This window comes from Paenibacillus sp. LHD-117 (genome assembly GCF_030929555.1).
Lineage (GTDB): Bacteria > Bacillota > Bacilli > Paenibacillales > Paenibacillaceae > Pristimantibacillus.
The window spans coordinates 170,525-195,459 of the sequence record NZ_JAVFVT010000002.1 but is presented as its reverse complement, the minus strand read 5'-3'; the positions used below and the strand labels follow the sequence as shown (position 1 = coordinate 195,459).

The 24,935-nt window shown below is 56.0% G+C and carries 21 protein-coding genes; 12 read left to right on the top strand and 9 right to left on the bottom strand.

Annotation, left to right across the window (positions count from 1 at the left end):
* Nucleotides 1-43: 43 nt before the first annotated feature.
* Genes RB620_RS01930 through RB620_RS01920 form a run of 3 tightly spaced genes read left to right on the top strand, consistent with a single transcriptional unit; the run spans nucleotide 44 to nucleotide 2,824 of the window.
* Nucleotides 44-916 (top strand): 3-hydroxyacyl-CoA dehydrogenase family protein, encoded by an 873-nt coding sequence (locus RB620_RS01930; protein ID WP_308091817.1) that lies wholly within the window; start codon nucleotides 44-46, stop codon nucleotides 914-916.
* Entirely contained in the window at nucleotides 913-2,112 is a 1,200-nt protein-coding gene (locus RB620_RS01925) for an acetate/propionate family kinase (RefSeq protein WP_308091816.1), read from the top strand. The genes RB620_RS01930 and RB620_RS01925 overlap by 4 nt, the downstream gene beginning before the upstream one ends.
* 25 nt (nucleotides 2,113-2,137) lie before the next feature.
* Nucleotides 2,138-2,824, top strand: a complete 687-nt coding sequence (locus RB620_RS01920) for a DnaD domain protein (protein ID WP_308091815.1) — start codon at nucleotides 2,138-2,140, stop codon at nucleotides 2,822-2,824.
* A gap of 124 nt (nucleotides 2,825-2,948) precedes the next feature.
* Here the strand turns inward: RB620_RS01920 and mtnB are convergent, their stop codons facing one another.
* The 8 genes from mtnB to RB620_RS01880 all read right to left on the bottom strand — a co-directional run bounded on the left by mtnB (nucleotide 2,949) and on the right by RB620_RS01880 (nucleotide 11,159).
* Entirely contained in the window at nucleotides 2,949-3,605 is a 657-nt protein-coding gene (gene mtnB / locus RB620_RS01915; RefSeq protein ID WP_308091814.1) for a methylthioribulose 1-phosphate dehydratase, read from the bottom strand.
* Complete coding sequence (locus RB620_RS01910; RefSeq protein WP_308091813.1) at nucleotides 3,602-4,291, bottom strand: 2-hydroxy-3-keto-5-methylthiopentenyl-1-phosphate phosphatase; 690 nt, start codon at nucleotides 4,289-4,291, stop codon at nucleotides 3,602-3,604. Before RB620_RS01910 ends, mtnB begins: the two co-directional genes overlap by 4 nt.
* Complete coding sequence (locus RB620_RS01905; protein ID WP_308091812.1) at nucleotides 4,288-5,520, bottom strand: 2,3-diketo-5-methylthiopentyl-1-phosphate enolase; 1,233 nt, start codon at nucleotides 5,518-5,520, stop codon at nucleotides 4,288-4,290. Before RB620_RS01905 ends, RB620_RS01910 begins: the two co-directional genes overlap by 4 nt.
* Nucleotides 5,517-6,386 carry a pyrroline-5-carboxylate reductase gene (proC, locus tag RB620_RS01900; protein WP_308091811.1) on the bottom strand — a complete coding sequence of 290 codons (870 nt, stop codon included), beginning with the start codon at nucleotides 6,384-6,386 and terminating at the stop codon, nucleotides 5,517-5,519. The genes RB620_RS01905 and proC overlap by 4 nt, the downstream gene beginning before the upstream one ends.
* Nucleotides 6,387-6,413: 27 nt before the next feature.
* Complete coding sequence (locus RB620_RS01895; protein ID WP_308091810.1) at nucleotides 6,414-7,664, bottom strand: glutamate-5-semialdehyde dehydrogenase; 1,251 nt, start codon at nucleotides 7,662-7,664, stop codon at nucleotides 6,414-6,416.
* A 26-nt stretch (nucleotides 7,665-7,690) separates the two neighbouring features.
* Nucleotides 7,691-8,797: a glutamate 5-kinase gene (gene proB / locus RB620_RS01890; RefSeq protein WP_308091809.1), complete on the bottom strand. Its 1,107-nt coding sequence runs from the start codon at nucleotides 8,795-8,797 to the stop codon at nucleotides 7,691-7,693.
* 468 nt (nucleotides 8,798-9,265) lie between these two features.
* A complete protein-coding gene (locus tag RB620_RS01885) occupies nucleotides 9,266-10,465 on the bottom strand; it encodes a pyridoxal phosphate-dependent aminotransferase (RefSeq protein ID WP_308091808.1) in 1,200 nt (399 codons plus the stop codon).
* A 190-nt stretch (nucleotides 10,466-10,655) separates the two neighbouring features.
* Complete coding sequence (locus RB620_RS01880) at nucleotides 10,656-11,159, bottom strand: hypothetical protein (protein ID WP_308091807.1); 504 nt, start codon at nucleotides 11,157-11,159, stop codon at nucleotides 10,656-10,658.
* 124 nt (nucleotides 11,160-11,283) lie between these two features.
* On the opposite strand from RB620_RS01880, the gene RB620_RS01875 reads away from it, so the two are divergent.
* Nucleotides 11,284-12,078: a carbon-nitrogen family hydrolase gene (locus RB620_RS01875; protein WP_308091806.1), complete on the top strand. Its 795-nt coding sequence runs from the start codon at nucleotides 11,284-11,286 to the stop codon at nucleotides 12,076-12,078.
* Nucleotides 12,079-12,116: 38 nt separating this feature from the next.
* On the opposite strand, the gene RB620_RS01870 is transcribed toward RB620_RS01875, so the two are convergent.
* Nucleotides 12,117-13,022, bottom strand: coding sequence for a LysR family transcriptional regulator (locus RB620_RS01870; protein ID WP_308091805.1), 906 nt, complete (start codon nucleotides 13,020-13,022; stop codon nucleotides 12,117-12,119).
* 415 nt (nucleotides 13,023-13,437) lie between these two features.
* On the opposite strand from RB620_RS01870, the gene leuC reads away from it, so the two are divergent.
* From leuC to RB620_RS01830, 8 genes are all read left to right on the top strand, one after another.
* Nucleotides 13,438-14,853 (top strand): 3-isopropylmalate dehydratase large subunit, encoded by a 1,416-nt coding sequence (gene leuC, locus RB620_RS01865; RefSeq protein WP_308091804.1) that lies wholly within the window; start codon nucleotides 13,438-13,440, stop codon nucleotides 14,851-14,853.
* Nucleotides 14,854-14,884: 31 nt separating this feature from the next.
* Nucleotides 14,885-15,484: a 3-isopropylmalate dehydratase small subunit gene (gene leuD / locus RB620_RS01860; protein WP_308091803.1), complete on the top strand. Its 600-nt coding sequence runs from the start codon at nucleotides 14,885-14,887 to the stop codon at nucleotides 15,482-15,484.
* A 157-nt stretch (nucleotides 15,485-15,641) separates the two neighbouring features.
* Complete coding sequence (locus tag RB620_RS01855) at nucleotides 15,642-17,054, top strand: N-acetylmuramoyl-L-alanine amidase (RefSeq protein ID WP_308091802.1); 1,413 nt, start codon at nucleotides 15,642-15,644, stop codon at nucleotides 17,052-17,054.
* A gap of 16 nt (nucleotides 17,055-17,070) precedes the next feature.
* Complete coding sequence (locus RB620_RS01850) at nucleotides 17,071-17,649, top strand: GerMN domain-containing protein (protein WP_308091801.1); 579 nt, start codon at nucleotides 17,071-17,073, stop codon at nucleotides 17,647-17,649.
* Between the two features lie 95 nt (nucleotides 17,650-17,744).
* Nucleotides 17,745-19,847, top strand: a complete 2,103-nt coding sequence (locus tag RB620_RS01845; protein ID WP_308091800.1) for an S-layer homology domain-containing protein — start codon at nucleotides 17,745-17,747, stop codon at nucleotides 19,845-19,847.
* Nucleotides 19,848-20,008: 161 nt separating this feature from the next.
* The gene (gene nth / locus RB620_RS01840; RefSeq protein WP_308091799.1) at nucleotides 20,009-20,704 is read left to right on the top strand and encodes an endonuclease III; all 696 of its coding nucleotides are present in this window, start codon (nucleotides 20,009-20,011) and stop codon (nucleotides 20,702-20,704) included.
* A 5-nt stretch (nucleotides 20,705-20,709) separates the two neighbouring features.
* Complete coding sequence (locus tag RB620_RS01835) at nucleotides 20,710-20,982, top strand: NAD/NADP transhydrogenase alpha subunit (protein WP_308091798.1); 273 nt, start codon at nucleotides 20,710-20,712, stop codon at nucleotides 20,980-20,982.
* 78 nt (nucleotides 20,983-21,060) lie between these two features.
* Nucleotides 21,061-24,762 (top strand): dynamin family protein, encoded by a 3,702-nt coding sequence (locus RB620_RS01830; RefSeq protein ID WP_308091797.1) that lies wholly within the window; start codon nucleotides 21,061-21,063, stop codon nucleotides 24,760-24,762.
* The last annotated feature ends 173 nt before the right edge of the window (nucleotides 24,763-24,935 follow it).

Here is a 24,935-nt window from a genome sequence, read left to right as displayed (position 1 = left end):
TAATAAGATTGAACTATCAACCTAGAGGGAGCAATTGCATCGCATGATTAAGAAAGTTGGCGTTATAGGGATAGGCACGATGGGTCAAGGCATTGCGGAGATGCTCGCCGCGAAAGGTCTTGACGTATTTGTCGTGGAGCGTTCGGAGGAACGCCTGTCCTACGGATTGCAAATGATTGAAATCAGCTTGGACAAACAGATCGAGAAATGGGCATTGACCGGCGCCGAGAAAAAGCTGATCCTGTCCAGAATCCAAGCGGTTAGAGAGTACGACGAGCTGGCAGGCTGCGAGCTAGTCATCGAGACGATTACGGAAGACCTTGAAGCGAAAAAAGAAGTGTTCCGCAAGCTGGACGGCATATGCGGCGAGCATACGATCCTGGCAAGCAACACGTCCACGCTCAGCTTGACCGAGCTTGCGAGCGTGACGGGGAAGCCAGAGCGCGTAATCGGCCTGCATTTCATATACCCGGTATTCAAGATCGATCTCGTGGAGATCGTACGCGGCCTGAAGACGTCGGAGGAGACGTTCACGCAGACCAAACATTTTGTCGAAGAAATTATTTTGAAAAAAAGCGTCATGGTATTCGAATCCCCAGGCTTCGTTACCACACGTCTGATTTGCCTGTTCATTAACGAGGCGCTTCACGTATTGGAGGAAGGCGTCGCATCGGCCACCGATATCGACAACGCGATGCGGATCGGCTACTCCTTCCAGCACGGCCCGTTCGAGATGGCCGACCGGTTCGGCCTTGACTCCGTGCTTGCCGCGCTCGAGCGGATGTTCCGGGAATACGGCGAGCTGAAGTACCGTCCGTCGATCGTGCTGAAGAAGATGGTGCGCGGGGGACATCTCGGCGTGAAATCAGGGGTCGGATTTTTCCAATACGATAAGGACGGAGATCGCATTTCATGAAAGTACTCGTAATTAACGCCGGCAGCTCTTCGCTGAAGTACCAGCTCTACAATATGACGGACGAATCGGTACTGGCAAGCGGCCGCGTCGAGCGGATCGGCATGGATTCCTCGATCGTCACCCATGAGCCCGCAGGCAAGCCGGAAACGCGTGACGTAAGCGAAATTCTGGATCATGTGACAGCGGTCAAACGCGTCATCGACATGCTCGTCCATTCGGCGCATGGCGTACTAAAATCGATGGACGAGATCGACGCCGTCGGCCACCGCATCGTGCACGGGGGCGAAGCGTTCAAAAGCTCGGTCATCGTTACGCCGGAAGTGAAGCTGGAGATCAAACGTCTGTTCGACCTCGCGCCGCTTCACAATCCCGCGCATATGATGGGCATCAATGCCGTCGAGGCGAATATGCCGGGCGTCCCGCAAGTGGTTGTGTTCGATACGGCGTTCCATCAGTCGATGCCGGAAACCTCGTATTTGTACCCGATTCCGAAAGTGCTGTACCGCAGGCACAAAATCCGCAGATACGGCTTCCACGGGACATCCCACTCCTACGTGAGCGATAAGGCTGCCCGGTTCCTGAACAAGCCGCTCCAGTCGCTCAAGATGGTCACCTGCCACATCGGCAACGGCGCGAGCTGCGCCGCGATCATGGACGGCAAGTCATTCGATACGAGCATGGGCATGACCCCGCTCGAAGGTCTCATGATGGGAACGCGAAGCGGAGACATCGATCCCGCGATCGTGCCGTTCGTCATGAACAAGGAAGAGCTGACGCTGAACGAAGTAAACTCCATGCTGAACAAACATAGCGGCATGCAGGCCATATCCGGCATCAGCAGCGACATGCGCGAAGTGGAAGACGCGATGGCCGCGGGCGACTCGAACGCGAAGCTGGCGTTCGACATGTATATTTACCGGCTCAAAAAATATATCGGCGCATACGCCGCGGCGATGAACGGCATCGATGTGCTCATCTTCACCGCCGGAGTCGGCGAAAACTCGTCCGAGCTGCGAAAAGCGGTATGCGACGGCATTACATTTCTCGGCATCGAGCTCGATGAAGCGCTCAACGCGGAACGCAAGAAAACAGCGCGCGACATATCGACTCCGCAGTCCCGCGTAAAGGTGCTCGTCGTACCGACAAACGAGGAACTGCTGATAGCCAGGGATACATTTAAACTCGTTAACGTTTAAGCGCAAGCGAAGGGAGAGGTCGGTCATGAGCGATGAGCTGTGGAAGGCGTACGCCCACGGATGGTCGGCAGCGATGGGGGAAGGCGGCGTATTCCTGCCGAATGTGCTGCTGCGTACGGCAGGCAGCTTAGGTTTGACGGATTCGGACGTGCTGCTGATGCTTCAGCTCATGTCGTACGCGCAAGCAGAGTATACGGACTTTCCAACCATGGAGCAGCTGGCGGAACGGATGGGGACGACGCCTCGCACTGTCGGGGAGCGGATTAGCCGGCTGATCAAAGGCGGGTTCTTGTCGATCGACGATTACGTCGACGGCTCGTCCGGGATGCAGTCGGAGCGTTACAATTGGAGCGGCTGGTTCATGAAAGCGGCCGAACAGGCAGCGGAAGAACGGCGGGAAGCCAAGCGGTCGGAGCGGCAAGCACCGTCTGAAGCACGCGCAAGGAAACCCGCATCGGATCTGTTCTCCGTATTCGAGCAGGAGTTCGGCAGACTGTTGTCGCCGATGGAATGCGAGACGATCAGCGCATGGATCGATCAGGACCGATATACCGAGGAAATCATCCTGTTCGCGCTTAAGGAAGCCGTATTCGCGGGCAAGCTTAGCTTGCGTTACATCGATCGGATATTGATAGAGTGGGCCCGCAATCGGGTGACGAACGCCGATGAAGCGAGAGCGCATTCGGAGAAATTTTACGGCGGACGAGCTTGACGGCAATCGGATCATAAGTGCAATCTTTCTGCAATTGCGACAAAAAATAACCCGGGAGACCGTGAAGGATTCAAATCCTTTACGGTTTCCCGGGTTTTCGTTTAGGCTGGGGAAACGATAGCCGCTAGTCGCGGCGGCCGTTCTTCAGCAGCTCCCAACGATAGACGTATTCGAAAATAAACTCAAACGCCTCCAGATGGCGTTTCGCTTCGAACGCGTTGGCGCCCCATGCATAGATACCGTGTTTGCGCAGCAGAATGCCCGGAATGCGGGCCTCGAGCCGCTCCGTTACTTCCGGCACGATGGACGGGATATGGGCGAAGTTGGACACGATCGGAATGTCGATATGCGCTTCCTCGTCCCAAATATTGAAGCCCTTGATCAATTCGACGCCGTCTACCGGAACGGATTTGCGATCCCAGAAATATTCGGAGATAACGTTATTGAATACCGTATGCACGTGGAAGATCGCGCCCGCTCCGGTCAGCCGGTAGATCTCGCAGTGGATGAGCGTCTCCGCGGACGGTCTGAGAGCCGTTTCCTCGCAAGGTTTGCCGTCTTGATCGACGAACAAATAGTCTTCCGGTGTATGTACCGTCTTGTCCTTGCCGCTTGCCGTAATCGCGAATTGGAATTGGTCGGGCGAGTAGTCGCCGACCCGGACGGATAGGTTGCCGCTCGTACCCGGGAACCAGCCTCGCGACGCGAACAGCTCCTTTACCTCGCGAAGCTCCGTTAAGGCGCTTTGTTTTTGCTCCGTTTTAATTGATTGGAAGCTCATGGCGTCGTTGTCCTTTCCTGCTCTGCCTGCATGGCCGAGATAATATCGTGGAATGTCTCGAATTCCGTATGAGCGAGACCCAGCTCTGCGCACTTAGTGGTCAAATGGGAGCGGGAATACACCTTGTCGGCCAGCTTCGCGCCTTCGAAATCGGTCACGCTGTCCCCGATGATAATCCGTTCGTACTGCTCGGATGAGAAGCGGCGCATGATCGTCGTTTTGCACATGCCGCAGTCGTTCGAGCAGTTGCCGTCGCACGGATTCGGCCATAAAATTTCGATTCGTTCTCCGCTAAAGTCGCTGCCGTTGCAATAAATATGGTCGCGAGGGATATCGAACGGCTCGAGAATCGGATAAACAAAAAAGTCGATGCCGCCGCTCGTTACGTAAAAATCGATATCGTTCGCCTTGCAATATGCGAGAAATTCACTGAAGCCGTCACGGATGCGCGCGTTCGAAATGCCGAATTCGACGACTTCGCGCTCGAGAGCGGCAGGGAGGAGGCGGAACATGCGGCCCACGCCTTCCTTCACGGAAATTTCCGTCGCGATCGTCCGCGTGGCAATATCCTCCCAGCCCTCGGGATTAAAATGTTTGATGATCGCCACGATATTGTCATTCACGGTGATCGTGCCGTCAAAGTCGCAAAACACGATGCGTTTCTTGGCTGATTGTTCCTTTGTCATGCTTCTCTGATCCCCCAAGCTTTAATCGCGGCCGCAAGCGCTTCGCGGCCCGGTTCGTTCGCCGCTTCCGAGAGCGGCTTGCCCGCCAGCGTCGCGTCGATCGCCTGGCGGAATGCTTGTCCGCCAGCGGCGGTTCCCATTGCGTGTCCGTGAATGCCTCCCCCAGCGTTGACGACGACATCCGTTCCGAAGTCTCGCAAAATAAGAGGAACGAGTCCCGGATGAATGCCCGCGGAAGGAACAGGGAACGACGGCTTCAGTCCATGGAGCGGCTGCAGCAGCGCGTCCTTCACCGCCAGGTTCTCCGCCTTCGGCATAACGACTGAACCGTACGGTGACGGGAACAATGCAAGATCGGCGCCCGCGAGCCGCATGAGCTTGCCGAGCAGCAGGGAAGCCGAGATGCCGTAATGCGGCGACGGATACATAGCGCCGGCAAGCGCCGGGTGGGCGGCGATCGGTACGTTAATGGCCGGGTCGCTGCTCAGCTCGTGCAAGACGTCGTAGCCGTAAGAGAGCACGTTGAAGAGCAGGGCGTTCGCGCCCGCGGCGATCGCCTTGCGCGCGTTCGAAGCCAGCTGCGACGTCGGCCCCGTCAGATTGACGGCATACAGGAGCTTCTGTCCCGTCTCCTCCGACGCCTTGCGCGCGGCTTCCATGCAAGTCTCCACGCGTTTCTCTAGCGGCGTAAGCGGATTCTCGAACAAGATTTCGTCGTCCTTGATCAAATCGACGCCGCCTAGCGCCTGCTTGTAAAATTGCTCACGCAGTCCAGCTAGATCATGTCCGACGACCGATTTGAAGATGCTCATCAAGAGCGGCCGGTCATGGACGCCAAGCAGACCGCGAACGCCCTCCAACCCGAACTTGGGTCCCGGGAAAGCCGATGCGAACGTTTCGGATACGTCGAGATCGATCAGCTTGATCCGGCCGTCCATGGACAGCTTGCCGAATACCGTGACGAGCAGGGCAGGAATGTCGCGGCTGAAGTTGATGTCTGGATACGCGATGCGGATGTCGGCGTAACGTTCCCCCGGTGCAGCGTTGTCCGGTTCGTGGACATGTACGGAGAGCACTTTGCCGAGATGTTTCTCCATTTCCGCCTTCTGCGCTTCGGGCAGTTCCGTCCAGCTGCCGACCGTAAGGCCGACCGCGATGGATAACGCTTTTTTATGAAAATCGGCCTTGTCGTCGAAGGAGCGGTAAGTTGCGATACACATGCCCGTCATTCCGTTATGCTCCTCTCGATTGCGGCGCCGATCTCGCCTGCCCGTTCCGCGGAACGTTTGGCGCCCCTGATGACCGTCTCCGAGAAGCCGTTCTGAGCCATCAACTCGATCGCCGCTTGCGTCGTCCCGTTCGGAGATGTGACTTTGCGCCGGAGCGTTTCCGGATCTTCTCCCGTTGTCTTCACCATCTCCGCCGCGCCAAGCACGGTCTGAACGACGAGCTCGCGCGCCATGCCGGCTTCGAGGCCCATCTCTTCCGCCGCCTTCATCATGGCTTCCATGAAGTAGTAGACGTAGGCGGGTCCGCTGCCGGAAATGCCCGTAACCGATTCTTGGAGCGGCTCATCTACGACGGCGTTGATGCCGATGGATCTGAACATAGCCTCCGCGATGGCGCGCTGCTGTGGCGTAACGGTCTGCGAGTAGCTGATGCCTGTCGCGCCGAGTCCGATCGTGCTCGACGTATTCGGCATCGTGCGGACGATCGGGAAATGGCCTCCGAGCAGCAGCTCCATGGAATGAATCGATATTCCGGCAATGACGGAGACGATCAGTTGTTTGGGCGAAACGAGAGGACGGATCGCTGCGATCGCTTCGGCCGCGTCCTTCGGTTTCATCGCCAAGAAGATGATATCGGCTTTGCGCAAATAATCTTCGTTCGTTTCGCCTTGCAGGACGGTTTGAATGCCGTATTTGTCGTTTAATTCCTCGAGACGCTCCGCATTGCTGCGATTAAGCATCGAGATTCGGTCTGGCGTTACTAGCTGTTGATGAATAAGGCCGCGCGCGATCGCTTCGGCCATGGACCCCGCGCCGTAGAAGCAGATGCTCATGGCCGCGATGCCGGTTTGCGTTGCGGTAGACATAGTGGTTACCTCCAATAATTCTTGATTTTAACCTCGGATTTGGCCGCTGCCACTGATCCGGTACTTCGTCGAAGTCAGCGCCGGCAAGCCCATCGGACCGCGGGCGTGAAGTTTCTGCGTGCTGATGCCGATCTCCGCGCCGAAGCCGAATTCGAAGCCGTCCGTGAAACGGGTGGAGGCATTGTGGTAAACGGCGGCCGCGTCGACTTCATTCAAGAATCGATCGGCGTTCGATTGTTCATGCGTGACGATACATTCCGAATGTTTGGTCCCGAATTTGCGAATATGGGCCAGCGCTTCGTCCAAACCGTCGACGATGCGGATATTCATGACGTAGTCGTTGTATTCCGTAGCAAAATCTGCGTCCGTGGCGGGGATTACGCCTGAAAGCAGGCTGACGGTCCTCTCGCATCCCCTGAATTCGACGTTTGCTTCGGCCATCGGCGCTAGAAGCGCGCGAAGCTGGTCGCTCGTGAACGATTCGTGGACGAGCAGCGTCTCCATGGAATTGCAGACGGAGGGCCGCTGCACTTTGGCGTTGAACGCGATGGAGGAGGCCATGGCGAGATCGGCCGATTCGTCGACGAATACGTGACAAATGCCGGCGCCCGTCTCGATGACCGGAACGGTCGCGTTCTCCACCACGTTGCGGATGAGCGCCGCCCCGCCTCTCGGAATGACGACGTCGAGCAGGCCGTTCAGCTTCAGCATTTCGTTCACGGACGCTCGGTCAGAATCTTCGATTAGCTGGACGGCATCCTCCGGCAACGCCGTGCCGCGAAGGGCGGAACGCATTACCTCGACGATTTTGCGATTCGACTCTAGCGCGGCCGAGCCGCCGCGAAGCACGACGCAATTACCCGTCTTCAGGCACAAGCCCGCCGCATCGACCGTTACGTTCGGACGCGCCTCGTAGATCATGCCGATGACGCCGAGCGGGACGCGGATATGTTCAATCTTGAGGCCGTTCGGACGGGCGATCGACTGCAGCTGTTCGCCTACGGGATCCGGGAGCCCGACGATTTGGCGAAGCCCTTCCGCGATGCCTTCGATTCGATCGTAGTTCAGCGCAAGACGGTCCAATAGGGAAGGGGAGGTACCGTTGTCCCGGCCCCGGGACAAATCGATCGCGTTGGCAGCGATAATTTCCTCATGCCGTTCGAGCAGCGCGTTCGCGATGGCCAGAAGCGCTTCGTCCTTTTGCTCCGTCGACAGCCGGCCCGCGGCGACCGCCGCTTCCTGCGCGCGGGCCGCTTTGGTTCTAACTTCACTTATCATGCCTGTCATCCTCCTCTGTCATGCTATTATTTCAACGATACCCATTCATCGCGATGGATGACTTCTATGCGGCTTACGTCGACTCTGCGCGACACTTCTTCGCTGCTAAGCCCGGCCGATGCCTGAAGCTGCCAAGGCGTATAGTTGACGACGCCGCGTCCGAGCGTCTCTCCTTGCCGGTTCACGACTTCAACGACGTCGCCAGGATGGTAATCGCCGAAGCTCTCCGTTACGCCGGCAGGCAGAAGGCTCTTGCCGCCAACGAGCAGTGCATGCACGGCTCCATCGTCGACCGTAATGCGGCCTTGCGGCATCGAGTGGAACCCCAGCCATTGTTTCTTCATGGACAGGCTGTGGAGATTGGTATCGAAGTAAGTTCCTCTTCCGTTGCCGTTCACGGCGGCGGCGAGGTCGCCATCGTGCGCAACCTTGCCGATAAACGCTCCGACTCCGCCGCGCATGGCGATGCGGGCCGCCTCGATCTTGGAGCGCATGCCGCCCGTCCCGACCGATGATCCTGCGCCGCCAGCTACCCGGAGAATATCATCCGAAATTTGTTCGACGCGGCCGATCTTGACCGCTTCCGGATTTTTGCGCGGATCTTCGGTGTACAATCCGTCCATGTCGGTGATGATGATCAGCTTGGATGCTTTGGTCATCGCGGCGACCAGCGCCGAAAGATTGTCGTTGTCGCCGAATTTAGGCACAAGCTCGTCGGTCGAGACCGTATCGTTTTCATTGATGATCGGGATGATCCGCTGCTTCAACAGCTCTTCGATCGTCATGAGCGCGTTCTGGATGCGCCTGCGATTGGAGAAGTCCGCTCGCGTGAGCAAAATTTGGGCAACGACGATATCGTATTTCCCAAGCTCTTCCTGGTAGGCTTGCATAAGGAGCGCTTGGCCGACCGCGGCCGCGGCCTGTTTCTCGTGCACGACTTTGGGTCTGGCCGCATAGCCGATCCGGCGGAAGCCTGCGGCAACCGCTCCGGAAGTGACCAGCATCACGGCATGCCCCGCGGCGTGCTGGGCAGCCAGCTCTCCGGCGAAATAGCCGATCCGTTCCTTGTTCAGTCCGCCTTCTTCCGACGTTAATGAGCTGCTTCCGATTTTCACTACGATTCTCTCCGGCATGCGCGTCACATCCTTTCCCCTTCTTCCATGAATCCAACAAAAAAAGACCTTCATCCCGTAAAAAGGACGAAAGTCTTGACTTCCGCGGTACCACCTTCATTGACGGCCGGCTTCGAAATCGAAGCAAGGCGCATCCATCTTAAATGCCTCGTAACAGGAGGCGCTGTCCGGCTTGTCGCCGGCCGTTCGGAGGTAGGTTCTGCAAGTGGCCTACGGTAAATTCTTGCAGCCTTCGGAATTTACTCTCTGGGCGCGGCCTGGCCTGCGTACTGGTCCCGTCATCACGTTTCATGTTCAATTACTCTAAGAATAGCACGTTAATCGGGTAGCTGTAAAGCAAGGCAAACCACTATACAAGTCAAGGTGAAACGGCTGTCGCAGTCCTTTGGCGGCGCGGCGCGTTTCATTCCGAGAAATATAAGCCCAGTATAGAGAAAACGAATACTTTCTTATACTTGGTCAGCCCGCTTAGCCGCGCGCGAACAATCCGAGTTTTCCGATCCGGGCGACGGCTTCCTTCAGACGCGCTTCGTCCGTTAGCAAGCCCAAGCGGACGTATCCTTCGCCATGCGTGCCGAACCCGATGCCGGGAGCGACGACGACATCCGCTTCGAACAGCACTTTGTCCGCGAATTGCTCGGAGGTGTAGCCTTCGGGCACCGGCAGCCAGCAGAAAAACGAACCGCCCGGCTTCTCGGCCTTCCAGCCGATGCCGTCCAGCGCTTCGAACAAAGCGTCGCGGCGACGTTCGTACATGGCGGCGAGATCGGCAACGCATTGCTGAGGACCCGTCAAGGCGAGCGCCGCCGCTTCTTGGATACCTCCGAAGAGACTGCAGTAATAATGATCCTGGATCAAATTGATCAGCGATACGATCCGGGCATTGCCGAGCGCGAAGCCAACGCGCCAGCCCGCCATATTGTAGGTTTTGGACAAGGTGTAAAACTCGATGCCGACTTCCTTCGCCCCTGGCGTTTGGAGGAAGCTGACCGGCTTCCGCTCGTCGAAGCCAATCGCGCCGTAAGCAAAGTCGCTTGCCGCGACGATGCCGTGCTTCTTGGCGAACTCGACCGCCTTGGCGTAAAACGCGCCGTCCGCGACCGCGCCCGTCGGGTTGTTCGGGTAATTCATGAACATTAGTTTCGTTTTGCCCGCGATCTCGTCGCTGACGGCAGAGAAGTCCGGCAAAAAGCCGTTCGCTTGTGTAAGCGGCATAAACGACATCTCGGCGCCCGCTAGCGCGACGCCGGACCAATAATCCGGGTAGCCGGGATCCGGAACGAGGCAGACATCGCCAGGATTAAGCAGGCATTGGCTAATTTCGACCAAACCCGTTTTCCCGCCGAACAGAATCGCTACCTCCGTGGCAGGGTCCAGCTCGACGCAGTAGTCTTCCTTATACCGAGCGGCGACCGCTTCCTTCAGAAATCCGTAGCCGCTGAAAGGCGGGTACTTATGATAAAGGGGATTCGCTGCGGAATCCTGCAATCGCTTTACGATATGGGGCGGCGTCGGTTGATCCGGGTTGCCTTGTCCCAAATTAATAACATCGCGTCCCTTGGCGATCTGGGCGTTCGCCTTGCCAACCAGCTTGGCGAAAAATTGCGTCGGCAGCGCCGACATGCGATCCGCGGGCTGGATCCGCGATTCGTTAAGCTCCATCTTCATCCTTATCACTCTCCACATTGCTTGCTGCTGCCTTATTTTCTCGGAATGAAACGCGCTTCGCCCTCATAGGAAGGCGATAGCCGTTTCACCTTGAACATTAGCAATAATGTAGCACGAATAGAAGGAGAATAGAAGACGGCATCATCCAGTTCCTTCGGCCAAGCGCGATAAACCGCGCATGACTTGCATTTTACTCGGCAAGCGCCGGGACACCGACTTTCTTAATAAACGGCTTTAGGTCCTCCTTGAAAAGCAGTAGATATGGCTTGCGATCCCCATCGAATACGAGGAGAAGCGGCGGGTTGTCCTGGCAATAGAAAATGAAAAGATCTTGTGTCGTAACGGTAATCGAATCGACCTTTATTGTTGCGGGCTTCGCGAGCGGAACGCGGTAAACGAAGGTGCAGCTGTTGTCGTTCGTCAGCTGAGGCGACAGCCCGCTGACCGATTTCAGCCAAGATTTCGCCATCTTCTGGAATTGCTTGTCGTTCGGAACGGCTTTTACGACTTTTCCTTGCGCGACGTCGAATACTTGGACCGGTTTGAGCCCGTTCTCGGACGGAGCGTTCGAGACTTTCTCCCCGGCTTCAGGGGCTCGAGCGGAGCGAGCGGCGGCAGGCTGCGCGGCAGCGGCCCCGAATAACAGGCATAAAGCCGCGACGAGCGAGAACAAACGCGTTAAACTTATGGGCATGATCGTCATAATCTCCTTTGATGTTGTGCCTTGGTAGTTGCTTCCCTGCTTAAGTTGCCCATCTTGACAGAGAACCATGAGACGGTATCATTAGGGAAAAACGGATTCGAAAGGACTGGCGCATATGGCAACGAAGCTGCGGCTCGCGCTGCTGCAAATGAACATAAACGCGGGCAACCCGGAACGGAATTTCGAAAAGCTTCAAGAGATGGCGGAGAAAGCGATGGGAGGCGCGGAGAAACCCGATGTCCTTCTGTTCCCCGAAATGTGGAATACCGGTTATGCGCTGGAAGAGATCGATCGGCTGGCGGATCCGAACGGGGAGCGGACGGAGGAGCTGCTGTCGGCGCTGAGCCGAAAACATCGGGTAAATATCGTTGGCGGATCCATTGCGGAGAAGAGGACGGACGGCGTATACAATACGATACTGGCTTATGATCGGGATGGTGGACGAATCGCCGATTATTCGAAGATCCATTTGTTTCGGCTAATGGCAGAAGAAAAACATTTAAAAGCGGGGGAGAAGCCGGGCAGACTAACGATCGAAGGCGAGGAAGCCGGCATGATGATCTGCTACGACATCCGGTTCCCGGAGCTGGCGAGGAAGCTTGCTCTGGGAGGCGCCAAGCTGCTATTCGTGCCGGCAGAATGGCCGAATCCGAGGCTTCACCACTGGCGGACGCTGCTCACTGCGCGCGCGATCGAGAACCAGATGTACGTGGTCGCTTGCAACAGGATGGGCCAGAGCGGGGAGACGACTTTCTTCGGGCATTCCATGGTCATCGATCCATGGGGGGAGATCATCGCGGAAGCCGGGGAGGACGAAACGATTCTACGCGCTGAGATCGACCTTGGCCTCGTGGACGAAGTTCGTTCCCGCATTCCGGTATTCGAGGACCGGAGACCTCAGCTATACTAAACTTGCGCGGAACTTGAAAGGAGCTAAAGCCGACCGGCTTAGCTCCTTTTGCTTCCATATTGGCCGATCGTTTCGTTAAGCGCGGTGATAAACGATTGGGCGGCCTTTGACAAATAACGTCCTTTGCGGCTTGCTATGACGAGCGTCCGCGTCGGCTTCGTGCTGAGAGGGAGATAGACAGGCGCAAAATCGGTGCCCTCCGGTCTGGTCAGCATCTGCGGAACGAAGGCGATGCCCATGCCGCCTGCGACGAGCGACTGGACCGTATCGATATTGCTGCTCTCGAAAACGATCTGAGGCGTAAAGCCGGCACCTTCGCATAGCTCGACCGTAATTTGCCTGAAGCCTTGTCCGCGCTTGAGGCCGATGAAAGGCTCATCCTTCAAGTCGGCTATGCGGACGGGAGAATCGCTTTTCGCTAGTGGATGCTGCCTCGGGACTGCAAGGCAGATTTCTTCTTCGAGATACGGCTCCCATGCGAGCGAGCTGTCGATGAGCGGGAGAGACAGCAAGCTGATGTCCGTGCCGCCGCTCGCGGTCAGCTGTTCGAGCTTTGCCGTCGTTTCTTCGACGAGTACGACTTCGATCTGCGGGTATAACGCGCCGAAAATAGGAAGCACGAGGGGAAGGACATGCGAGCCTGTGATCGGCAGCGTGCCGACGACGAGGCGGCCGCGGCGCATTTGAGCCATATCGTCCATCTCTTGCTTCAGCTGCTCGACGGCGTCGAGGATGGACTGCGACTTCTCGACGAATACTTGTCCGGCCTGCGTCAGCTCCACCGAGTTCGTCGTGCGTCTGAACAGCAGCAACCCGAGCTCTTGCTCCAGCTTCGACAGCTGCTGGCTTAGCGAAGGCTGGGCGATGTGCAGCTTATCCGCCGCGCGGGAGAAGTTTTTTTCATTGGCGATCTGGATGACGTAATTTAATTGCCTAAGCTCCATTGCGGAATTGCTCCTTTCGAAAGTATAAAATGAAAGTTCAAAAAGTCCAGTTTTCAGCACATGAGCTTATGCTTTCGATGCTGCGTTTTTTTCAAAAACGCTGTAGAAGGTTGAAAGAAGCTAGGAAATGAGGAGCGGAGCGTAGCTGGAAGCTACGTGAGCACCTGAAATGTTTCCGGAGGAAACATACTTCGTAAGCATACGCTTGTTCCGGCTGAATTCAAGATTCGATGTCGAATAGCTTCAAGAAATACTTCGTGATCAAAATTGGACTTTTTGAATTACCTATTATAGTCATTGCCTATAGATGTTATAGATATTATATCTTAGATCAATGAAGAAAGACATGTTATCATTACAGTAAATTAAAGATGCAATCGCGAGCAAGCAATTACGAACTCATGGGGTGAGCATAATGTCGAAAAAAACAATGTTCGAGAAAATTTGGGATAATCACGTCATTCACCAAGAAGAAGGCAAACCAAGCGTCATCTACATCGACTTGCAGCTGGTTCACGAAGTAACGTCGCCGCAAGCGTTCGAAGGATTGCGTATTTCGGGCCGCAAGGTTCGCCGTCCGGACCTGACGTTCGCTACGATGGACCACAACGTGCCGACGAAGGATCGTTTCAACATTACCGATCCGATCTCGAAACAGCAGATCGACACGCTGACGCAGAACTGCAAAGACTTTGGCGTCAAGCTGTTCGACCTGGACAACATCGACCAAGGCGTCGTGCACGTCATGGGTCCTGAGATCGGTCTTACGCATCCTGGCAAAACGATCGTCTGCGGCGACAGCCATACGTCCACGCACGGCGCGTTCGGAGCGCTGGCGTTCGGCATCGGCACGAGCGAAGTGGAACACGTGCTTGCTACGCAATGCTTGCAGCAGTCCAAAGCAAAAACGATGGAAGTCCGCTTCAATGGCTCGCGCAAACCCGGCGTAACGGCGAAGGACTTGATTCTGGGCGTGATCGCGCAATACGGCACCGACTTCGCGACGGGTTACGTTATCGAATATACGGGCGATGCCATCACGAGCCTGACGATGGAAGAGCGCATGACCGTCTGCAACATGTCCATCGAAGCTGGCGCGCGCGCCGGTCTGATCGCGCCGGACGAAACAACGTTCAATTACCTTCGCGGACGCGAATACGCGCCGAAAAACTTCGACGAAGCGGTAGCGGCATGGTCGCAGCTGACGACGGACGAAGGCGCGGAGTACGACACGGTCGTCGAATTCGACGTCGACGCGTTGATTCCGCAAGTAACTTGGGGAACAAGCCCGGGCATGGGCACCGACATTACGTCGAGCGTGCCGAACCCGGCCGACCTGCCGACGGAGAACGAACGTAAAGCTGCCGAGAAGGCGCTTGAATACATGGATCTTAAGCCTGGCACTCCGATGACGGAGATCGAGATCGACTACGTCTTCATCGGTTCCTGCACGAACGGACGGATCGAAGACCTTCGCGCCGCCGCCGAAATCGCAAGAGGCTACACCGTCAGCGAGAAGGTTACGGCAATCGTCGTTCCAGGCTCCGGTCGGGTGAAGCTGCAAGCGGAGAAGGAAGGGCTGGACAAAATTTTCGTCGATGCCGGTTTCGAATGGCGCGACGCAGGCTGCTCCATGTGCCTGGCGATGAACCCTGACGTGCTGAAGCCTGGTCAACGCTGCGCGTCGACCTCCAACCGTAACTTCGAAGGACGCCAAGGCCGCGGCGGCAGAACGCATCTAGTATCGCCGGCGATGGCGGTAGCGGCGGCGATCAATGGCCGCTTCACCGATGTTCGTGATTGGGAAGTCAAAGCGCCGGTATTGAACTAAGCAAAGGGAACGAGAGAGGGGATTAACCGACATGGAACCATTTAAACAGCTTACAGGAATCGTAGCTCCCGTTGACCGGGTTAACGTAGATACGGATGCCATCATCCCGAAACAATTTTTGAAACGCATCGAACGCAGCGGCTTCGGCCAGTTTCTGTTCTTCGAGTGGCGGTTCCACGAGAACGGCGAAGTGAACGCCGAATTCGAGCCGAACAAACCGCGCTACCAAGGCGCGTCCGTGCTGATCTCGCGCGCGAACTTCGGCTGCGGCTCCTCGCGGGAGCATGCTCCATGGGCGATTCTGGACTACGGCTTCCAAGTCGTGATCGCTCCGTCGTACGCGGACATTTTCTACAACAACTGCTTCAAAAACGGCATTCTGCCGATCAAGCTGAGCGAGGAGCAAGTCGAAGAGCTGTTCCAGCGTACGGCGAAGCACGACGGCTACAAGCTGAGCGTCGATCTGGAGAACAAGAAGCTTTCGGACGAATACGGTCTCGAGATCGCGTTCGAGCTTGACGAACATCGCCGCCAATTCCTGCTGCTAGGCCTCGACGACATCGGCTTAACCTTGCAGCACGAGGACAAAATTTCGGCTTACGAGCAGAAGCATGAAGCTCGTCTCGGCTAATACCAAAAGCTACCTGAAGAGGACATTCCGGCCACCTGTGCGGATGTCCTCTTTTTTCCTCCATGCGCAACTTTTTCTGTCGCTTTGCGTCTAATGGTTGTCCGAGCATGTCGAACTCCGGCATGCCTTTCGGGCAAATCAGTCATCGAGGTGGGAAATGAAAAAGTTTTTGTCCATTCTGCTGCTCATGTCATTATTGTTCACGATGTTCGCGTCCGTAGGACATGCTGCCGGCACTCCGCCCAAGCTGTTCCTGAACGGCAAGGAGCTGCATTCGGATGTCGAGCCCAAAATCGTAAACGGCTCCACGTTGGTGCCGCTCGCCATCTTGTCCGAAGGACTCGGGTACGAGGTCGAGTGGGAACCCGAAACGAAGAAGGTCACCGTCAAAAACGAAATGACCGTCATCGAGCTTGTCATCAATCAATCATCGGTGCGGGTTAACGGCGTCGTGATGGAGACGGATGCGAAGCCTCAGCTCATGAACTGGAGAACGATGGTGCCGGTTCGGCTGGTCGGCGAGCTGCTCGGACTGTCGTTCGAATGGAAGGAAGCCGCAAGAGAAGTACATATGTTTGAGAAGTCTACCGAGCCAGATCCGGAAACGCCCGTAGTCGGCTACATTACGGCCGTTACGATGGACGAGCAGTCCGTGATCCGGATTGCCCATGCCGGAGCGAGCGCGCCTGGAAAGCCGATGGTGCTCGACAATCCGCGCAGACTCGTATTCAATTTCCCGTACACGACTTTTATCCCGCAAATAGCCGATCAGTTCGTCGGCGGGCAAACCGAAACGTTAGTTGCGGACAATCCGCTGCTTACTGCGTACCGCTATTCGCAGTTCTCGACGCAGCCGTTAACCGCGAGACTTGTGATCGTGGTCGGGAACGACACGGGGTACGTAGTTACCTCGGGAGACAACGAAATCTCTATCGCGCTGATGCCGAAGGCCGAAGTGCCGACGGAGCCGGCAGAACCCGAGATGCCGGTTGATCCGAAGCCTACGCCGCCGCCGGTCGAGAATCCGGAAGTGTACGACATTGTCCTTGATGCCGGCCATGGCGCGAAGGACCCTGGGGCGTACAGCAAGCCGCTGAACAAGTGGGAGAAGGAATTTAATCTGAGCGCCGTGCTTAAGGTGAAGGCGGAGCTGGAGAAGGACCCGCGTTTCAAAGTCCATCTGACTCGCAAGGACGATACGTTCGTCGAATTGCTGGATCGGGTGAAATTCGCGGAGAGCGTCAAAGCGGACATCTTTATTTCCATTCATGCCAACAGCTATGACAATACGAGTGTAAGCGGCGTAGAAACATATTACGAACGCGCGAACAGCAAGCCTTTGGCCGATATCATTCACAAACATGTGCTCGCCGGAATGGGACTCAGGGACCGCGGCGTCAAGAAAGCCGCGTTTAAGGTCATCAAGGAAACAACGATGCCCGCGATTCTGATCGAGGCGGGATATTTGACCAACACGACAGACGCCAATGCCTTGTTTAACGCGAAGACGCAAGACAAGCTGGCCGTCGAAATCGTGAAAGGCATCAAAACATACTTGAAGCTGAAATAGAAAGGCGGGTCGTACCATGAACGCGAATTCCGGAAGCTTTCGAAGTTTGTTAGTCGCTGCGGCTTGCGCCATCCTCTTGGCTGGATGCGGAGCGGACAAGCCTGCCGAGGGAAATAACAGCAACGCTGGTGGGTCTGCCGTCTCTCCAACGGCCGAACCGACCGAGACACCCTCGCCGACATCAAGCCCGGTGGTTACTCCGGCGCTGCAGTCCCAAGAAGTGGCGGTTTATCTTGCGGATGAGGAGCTGACGCAGCTAGTCGAGAAGAAAGTTACGATTCAGTACGGCGGCGAAGAAGAATTGATTGAGAAAACGATTCAGGCGCTGCAACAGAACGAGGAACCGAATACCGCCTTGTGGCATGGCATCGAGATGATTTCCGGCGAGCTTGAAGACGGAACGTTGACGCTCGATATCGCGATACCGGACGAGGCCCGCTTAGGCGCTCCAGGCGAACAGATGTTGGTCGATTCCATGAAACAAACGTTATTCCAATTCCCATTCGTCGAGGAGATTGAGCTGCTAGTCCAAGGCGAAGCCTTGGAAAGCCTGATGGGTCATGTGGAGCTGGAGCATCCGATGCGCAGAGAGTAACCCTTCGGTCAGACAGGAACTGCGCTGCCGATGCCGAATTATTAAAACGATATCATTATTTTTTATACTGGTTCGATACGAAGGGGATATGGCTGATGTTGTTGCATGAAACATGGAAAAAAATCATGACGGGCGCGCTGGCGTTCACTTTGGTAACGGGCAGCGGCACGGTACTGCTGGCGACTTCGGTACCCGTGGCGGCAGAAGAAGCGCCCGGGGCAAAAGCGACGGCGTTCACGGACTTGCCGGGCGGTCATTGGGCGGAGAAGCATATCGCCAAGTTGTCACTACAAGGAATTATCACAGGTTATCAAAATTCCGTCGACGGAACCTTTACTTTCAAACCCGAGAAAAGCATTAGCCAGCAGGAAGCCGTGTTGCTTGCGCTGCGCTTCGCCGGTCTGGAAGACCAAGCGGATATGGATTCGCTCATCGTATTCGGCCAGAACTTTGCCGTCGGCGAGTTTTATAAGGCGTACGTCGAGCTCGCTTTCACGGAGGGGCTGCTGGACCGCGAGCAAGAATACGCGATTGCCGCCGCCGAACCGTCGGTAGAATGGGGATCCAAGCCGGCTAGCCGCGAATGGGTGACGAAGCTCATCGTGAAGGCGATCGGGCAAGAAGCGGCCGCCAAGCAGCTGCAAGACGCTCCGTCGCATTTCGAGGATGCGGATGGGATTCAGGATCGTTATTTGGGCTACGTGAACGCCGCCTATCAATTAGGATTGGTGAAAGGCAAGACGGAAACGGCGTTCGCGCCGACCGACGCAGTCAACAGGGCGAGTCTCGCCACGCTATTCAGCAGGGCGCAATCCAGCTTCCCCGTCGATTACGAGGGGCAGGTCAGCGGCATCATCTCGGAGCTGCAAGCCGACGCGATCACGGTGTTCGAAGTCGGAGAAGAACAAACGTTTACGCTGGACGAGAACACGCTCTATTATCATTTCAACTCGGAAAAGCCGATCACGAAGGATCAGCTTCTGGAATACGGCGACGTCACGGTCATCGGCAAGAACGGCAAAGCGTTATACGTCGAGATGCAAGGCGACGTACAGCATACGCAAACGGTCTCCGGAACCTTCGCGCGATACAATGCGACTTCCAAAACGTTTTATCTGTGGGTGAACGACAAACCGGTCGAAATCGCCTATTCGGATGAAATGACCATCGAAGATACCGAAGGCAACCCGCTTGCAATCGGCGATTTGAAGGCGAACGTCTCCGTGACGGTCGTGCAGGAGGCGTTCGGCGAATCGCCAGTCGCGATCAGCGTCATCGCGGAAGCGGAGGCGGCGGTCACGCTCATAAAAGGCGAGTTCTATTCGGGCGATACGAAGTCGGTTACCATCACGGAGAACGGTGAGCTTGTGTCCAAGTTTCTAGCACCAGGCGCTGTCGTCGAGATCAGCGGACTTGCGAACGCCTCCATCACCGACCTGATCTCGGAAGAGGACGAGGTTGAGTTGAGCCTGAATGCCGATGGCAAAGTGGAGAAGATCAAAGTGCTAAACCGCGATGTTAAGGTGCTGGCTGGAGCCAAGATCGTTTATTATGACAAGGCGGAGAAATTCATTACGGTACTGGATGCCGACAAGCAGCCGCTCTCCCTGAACCTGACGGACAAGTCGACTTTCCGTTACGTCGGCACGGACATGGAGCTGGACGCAGCAATGGCGCTTATCAACACAAACGTGAACGTCGTCATCAAACATACAGGCGCGAATATCGTGTCGGTTGAATTCGTATTGGAATATACAGGAACGATCACGGAGATCGATACGAAAACAAAGCAGGTCACACTTATTACGGTCGGCGGCTACAGCGTCAAATTGCCTTACACAAATAATGGCGTCGAATGGTATAGCCGTCCGACCGCCACGCATCTCGATCTGAAGACCGGCGATACGATCACGGTCGCGCTTAAGCTGGACAAGGTTGAAGCGAATGCGATCAAAGTACACCGGACCTCAGTATACGAGATCGTGTCCAGCGATTCCGTGAATAAGAAAATCGTCGTGAAAAACGCGATAAACGAATCGTTTACGATCGCTCTAACCAACGTCAAGTTGTTAAAGCCTGATGGAACGAACGCGCTCATTACCTCCTACAAAGCCGGCGACAAGGTCGAAGTCACGTATGTCGGCAATTCGGTCGTACAGGTGAAAGAAGTAAGCGCGAGCTCGGAATCGAACGGCTAATCGAGCGATTTGCGGGCGATTCCCGAAAATGAGGGAACGTTTTGTGAAAAAACTGCCCATAAGGGCAGTTTTTTTATGGAAATCTGCGGATTTGAGGTTGCGAACCGTGACAAATTTCGCTACACTTTGAACGATAGTGTTGTTACCATCGGAGGCATACGATGAATGCGAAACAGAAGATGCGTCATATATTGGATATTATCGCCGGCATGTTCCCCGACGCGCATTGCGAGCTGAATCACGACAATCCGTTTGAATTGACGATTGCCGTCCTGTTATCGGCGCAGTGCACGGACGAGACGGTGAACAAAGTGACGGCCGATCTGTTCCGTAAGTACAAGCGGCCGGAGGATTACTTAAGTGTCCCGCTCGAAGAGCTGGAGCAAGACATTAGACGGATCGGATTGTTCCGGAGCAAAGCTTCGAATATTCAGAAGCTAAGCCGTATTTTACTTGATAAATACGACGGCGAAGTGCCCGAGACGCATGAAGGTCTGACGGAGCTGCCAGGCGTCGGCAGGAAGACGGCCAACGTGGTTATGTCCAACGCGTTCGGCGTGCCGGCTATCGCGGTCGATACGCATGTGGAGCGGGTCTCGAAGCGGCTGGCCATCGCCAAACCGGACGATACCGTGCTTGAAGTCGAACATAAATTGATGAAGCTGGTGCCGAAGGATGAATGGACGATAACGCATCATCGGCTTATCTTCTTCGGCCGCTATCATTGCAAGGCGCAAAACCCGCAATGCCCGGTTTGCCCGTTGCTCGAACTGTGCAAGGAAGGCAAAGCGCGTATGAAGCCCGCTGCTAAGACCAAACATAATAAGAAGAATACTAAAATAAGAATCGAAGGATGATGAAAATGAAATGCATTTCCGTATACACGAACAGTTTTGAGCTGTTCTCGGATATTTACGAGCAAGTGTTGGAGGCTCCTCCCCAAGAAAACGAAGACATCGTGATCGAAGGCGTAACGGTAAGCGGATCGGGCGACGTGCCGGATCAATATATCGACCGCATGCGCGTGAAGCCGGAAGTCGTCGTAATGAAAGAAAAAGAGCGCAATATTATGATTCTTCAGCATGGCAACGTGTTCGAAATTTGTTTGCCGTCGACAGAAGAAGAAGCCGTTTAAGTTCGAGTTCAAAAAGACCGGTATCAAAATCGGTTGCTTTGAACCACCTTCATAGGAATAGATTCGGAGATGACAGTAATGAACGTGCAGAACATAGCTGAAGCGTTACGCAATATCGGCGCCGAGATGGACGCAGCAGGCGATCATCAAAGGGCCGTACAAGCGCAGGAGCTGAACAGTAAGCTGACCGAAGGTCGGCTTACTGTTGCTTTATGCGGACATTTCTCGGCGGGCAAGTCCACGCTCGTAAACGCGCTTTGCGGCGCGAAGCTGCTCCCGTCCAGCCCGATTCCGACGAGCGCGAACGTCGTCTCGATACGCGGCGGCGAACGCGCATATGCATCGGTGGAGACGGAATCGGACGGGATGCGCGCGCACGCGGAGGTCCCGATCGGGGAGCTTGATACTTATTGCAAGGACGGCGAGCGTTTTTTGTCCGTATCGATCCATTATCCTAGCGAGCTGCTAGGGAACGACCTGACGCTGCTGGATACGCCGGGAATCGATTCGACCGACGACGCCCATCGGCTGGCTACCGAATCCGCGCTGCACTTGGCGGATGTCGTTTTTTATGTCATGGACTACAATCATGTCCAGTCGGAGATTAATTTCGCGTTCGCGAAAAGCTTAAAGGATTGGGGCAAACCTCTCTATTTTATCGTAAACCAGATCGATAAACACCGGGATCGCGAGCTTAGCTTCGACGCGTACAAACGCAGCGTCGAGGAGGCGTTCCATGCTTGGCATTTGGAGCCGGCGGGCATCATGTATTTGTCCTTGCGCAAGCCTGAGCATCCGCAACACCAGTGGGATGTCCTCATGGCATTGATCGGGCAGCTCAAAATAAGCCGCGATGCTTTATGCGCCTACAGCGTAGATGCATCGCTTCGTCATTTGGCGGCGGAGCATGTCAAATGGGCGAAAGAACGGAGCGAGCCGGAGCGGGATCGCCTAATCGCGGAAGCGGGAGGCGAAGAGGCGCTGGCGGTCGTCAAGGCCGAAGCGGCACGACTGACGAGCCGTCTCGATACGCTTGCAGCCGAGAAGGAGACGTACCGGTCGAATTTGCGCAAGGAGCTTCAATCCATTCTGGATAATGCCAACATTACGCCGGCCGCTCTGCGCGATCTCGCTCATGCGTTTCTGGATAGCCGCCGCCCCGGCTTCAAGGCGGGGCTGCTGTTCTCCGGGGCGAAGACGGCTGCAGAGCAAGAGCGGCGTCTGGAATCGTTTCGAGGCGAGCTCGTCAGTTTAACGAACGCGTCGATCGATTGGCATGTGAAGCAGCTGCTCCGGCAAGCGGCTTCCGGCGCGGGATATGCGTCAGAAGAGCTTGAAGGCCGGTTGGCGGAGAAGCTCGGTTGGCAGCCGGATGGCGAATGGCTGGAGTCGCGCGTGAAACAAGGAGCCGTATTCGGCAACGAATATACGATGACGTTCAGCAAGGAGTTGTCCGCTGACGTGAAGAGCGAATTTCGGAGACGCGCGCTGGAGATCATCGATGATTTGGCTGATCATGCTGCGGCTTCCGGCGAAGCCGCGATCGCGATCGCGAAAGCCCAGGTCGAGGAGCTTCGAGGCAGGACGGCTGCAGTCGACGCGCTCTCGGAGCTGGACCTGGAAGCAGAACGGAAGGAAGCTCATATCCTTGCGAGCTTGCCTGCCCGGCCGGATCAACCTGTTCTGCCGCATCCGGACGCAATCGCCCGCTTGACGGATGCCAATCGTCAAGGAGAAGCTGCGAGCACGGAGGCAGACGCGCCGGAGCAGCTACAGCATTCGTACGGCCAAGACGAATCATTGCACGCGAAGCGGCAGGTCGCTGCCGCCAAGCTTGCGGCGTCGGCAGTGGAAGACCTTGCTCCGGAACAATCTTCAACCATCCGTTCGAAGCAGCTGGCAGCGGCGAAGCGCATGCGATTAGCATCGGAACTGCTTGCGCCTCATAAGCTGCTGCAAGCTCCAGCTACGGCTTTGAGAGAGAAAGCCGACCGGCTCGGGAACAGCCGATTCACGATCGCGTTATTCGGCGCGTTCAGCGCGGGCAAATCTTCGCTAGCGAACGCTTTGATCGGCGAAGCCGTGCTTCCCGTGTCGCCGAATCCGACGACCGCGGCGATTAACAGGCTTATGCCGCCAACGGAGCAGTTCGGACACGGAACGGCTCGCGTCGCGATGAAGGCGAAGGAAGCGATGCTTGACGATCTGCGTTACTCGTTGTCACTGCTAGGCGAACAAGCGACGAAGGATACGTTGCCAGACGGGCAAGCGATTCTATCATTGATCGATAAATTATCGCCGGACGCAATCGGAGCTGGCGGAAGGCCGCATTACAGCTTCCTTCGAGCCGCCCGGAACGGTTGGCAAGCGCATGAAGCGCTGCTCGGTACGGAGCTGCATGTGGACCGTGACGAATATGCGTCATATGTGGCTGACGAATCCCGATCCTGCTTCGTGAGCGAGATCGACTTCCATTACGATTGCCCGTTAACGTCGGAAGGCATCGTGCTTGTCGACACGCCTGGGGCGGACTCCGTGAACGCAAGGCACACGGGCGTCTCGTTCAACTATATCAAAAACGCGGACGCGGTCCTCTTCGTCACGTATTACAACCATGCTTTCTCCCAAGCGGATCGGCAGTTTTTGGATCAGCTGGGGCGTGTGAAGGACCAGTTCGAGCTGGACAAAATGTTCTTCATCGTCAACGCGGCCGATCTGGCTGCGGACGAAGAGGAGCTGCAGCATGTGCTGATGCATGTCGAACACAATCTGCTGCAGCATGCGATCCGTCATCCGAGGCTGTACCCCGTCTCCAGCATTGAAGCGCTGGACGGCAAGCAGGACCGTATTCCTTCTTTGGTCGAGCGGTCTAGAATCGTCGCGTTCGAGCAGGACTTCATGTCCTTCATCGCCACGGATTTGGGCGCTCTGGCGATTGATTCCGCGGAACAGGAGCTAAATCGGACCGTCAGCCTGATTGAAGGCTGGATCCGTAGCGCGGAAGGCGACGAGGCGGCCCGCGAAGCCGAGCGGGAGAAACTGGCCGCGGCATTACTTCAGGTTCAGCCGCCGGTCGATCGGTTCCGCGGAAGCGTTCTGCCTGAAGGGTTGAAGCAGGAAATGACGGAGCTGCTCTATTATGTAGCGCAGCGTCTCCAATTCCGGCTTGGCGATTTTTATCATTTGGCATTTAATCCCGCTTCCCTGCAGGATGACGGACGGGATTTGAAGCGGGTCGTCTGGACCGGGTGGCTCGAGCTGCAGCGGCTGATCCAGCGGGAGCTGGCACAGGAGCTGCAAGCAACGTCGCTGCGCGTCGAACGAGCGATGAACGGTACGCTGAAGCAATTGTACGGCAGCTGCTCGGAAGAGCTCGGTAATCTGTTGACCGGTTATGACGCCGCGCCGTTCGCTTCGCAATCGCTCTCCGCGCCGGAAGAAGCGTTGCCTTGGGAAGAAGGGCGGATTGAGGCAAGATGGCTGTGGAGCCGCTTCAAATCGCCGCGTCAATTTTTTGAAGGAGACGGCAAGGCTTTGCTTCGCAAGGAGCTTGAAGGCCTGATCGTCCCATCGGTCCAGCAATGGACGAACGCGGCTTCGGACGCATGGCGGGATCATTACGGCAGAATATGGTCGGCAGCGGCAAACGCGGCGGCGGAAAAGCTGTCTTCCGACGTCTCCGCCTACTCCGAAGGCAAGCGGCAATCGTTAGCCGGCGGTTCGGCGGCGGCCGAATTAACCGAGCTGAGAGAATCGTTGATCCATATCCAAAAAGACTGATCTTTTCCTACTTCCATATCACGATTCGCTCAATGCTTTTGCCAGGGTTGTTCCGCCTGGCAAAAGCTTTTTTTATTTTTGTGTGCAAACGTGCAAAAACGGAGCAATACGTACAGTTTGGCATCGATTCGAGATCATTTGGGAGGTATGTCGGTTTCCATTTCCTCTATCGC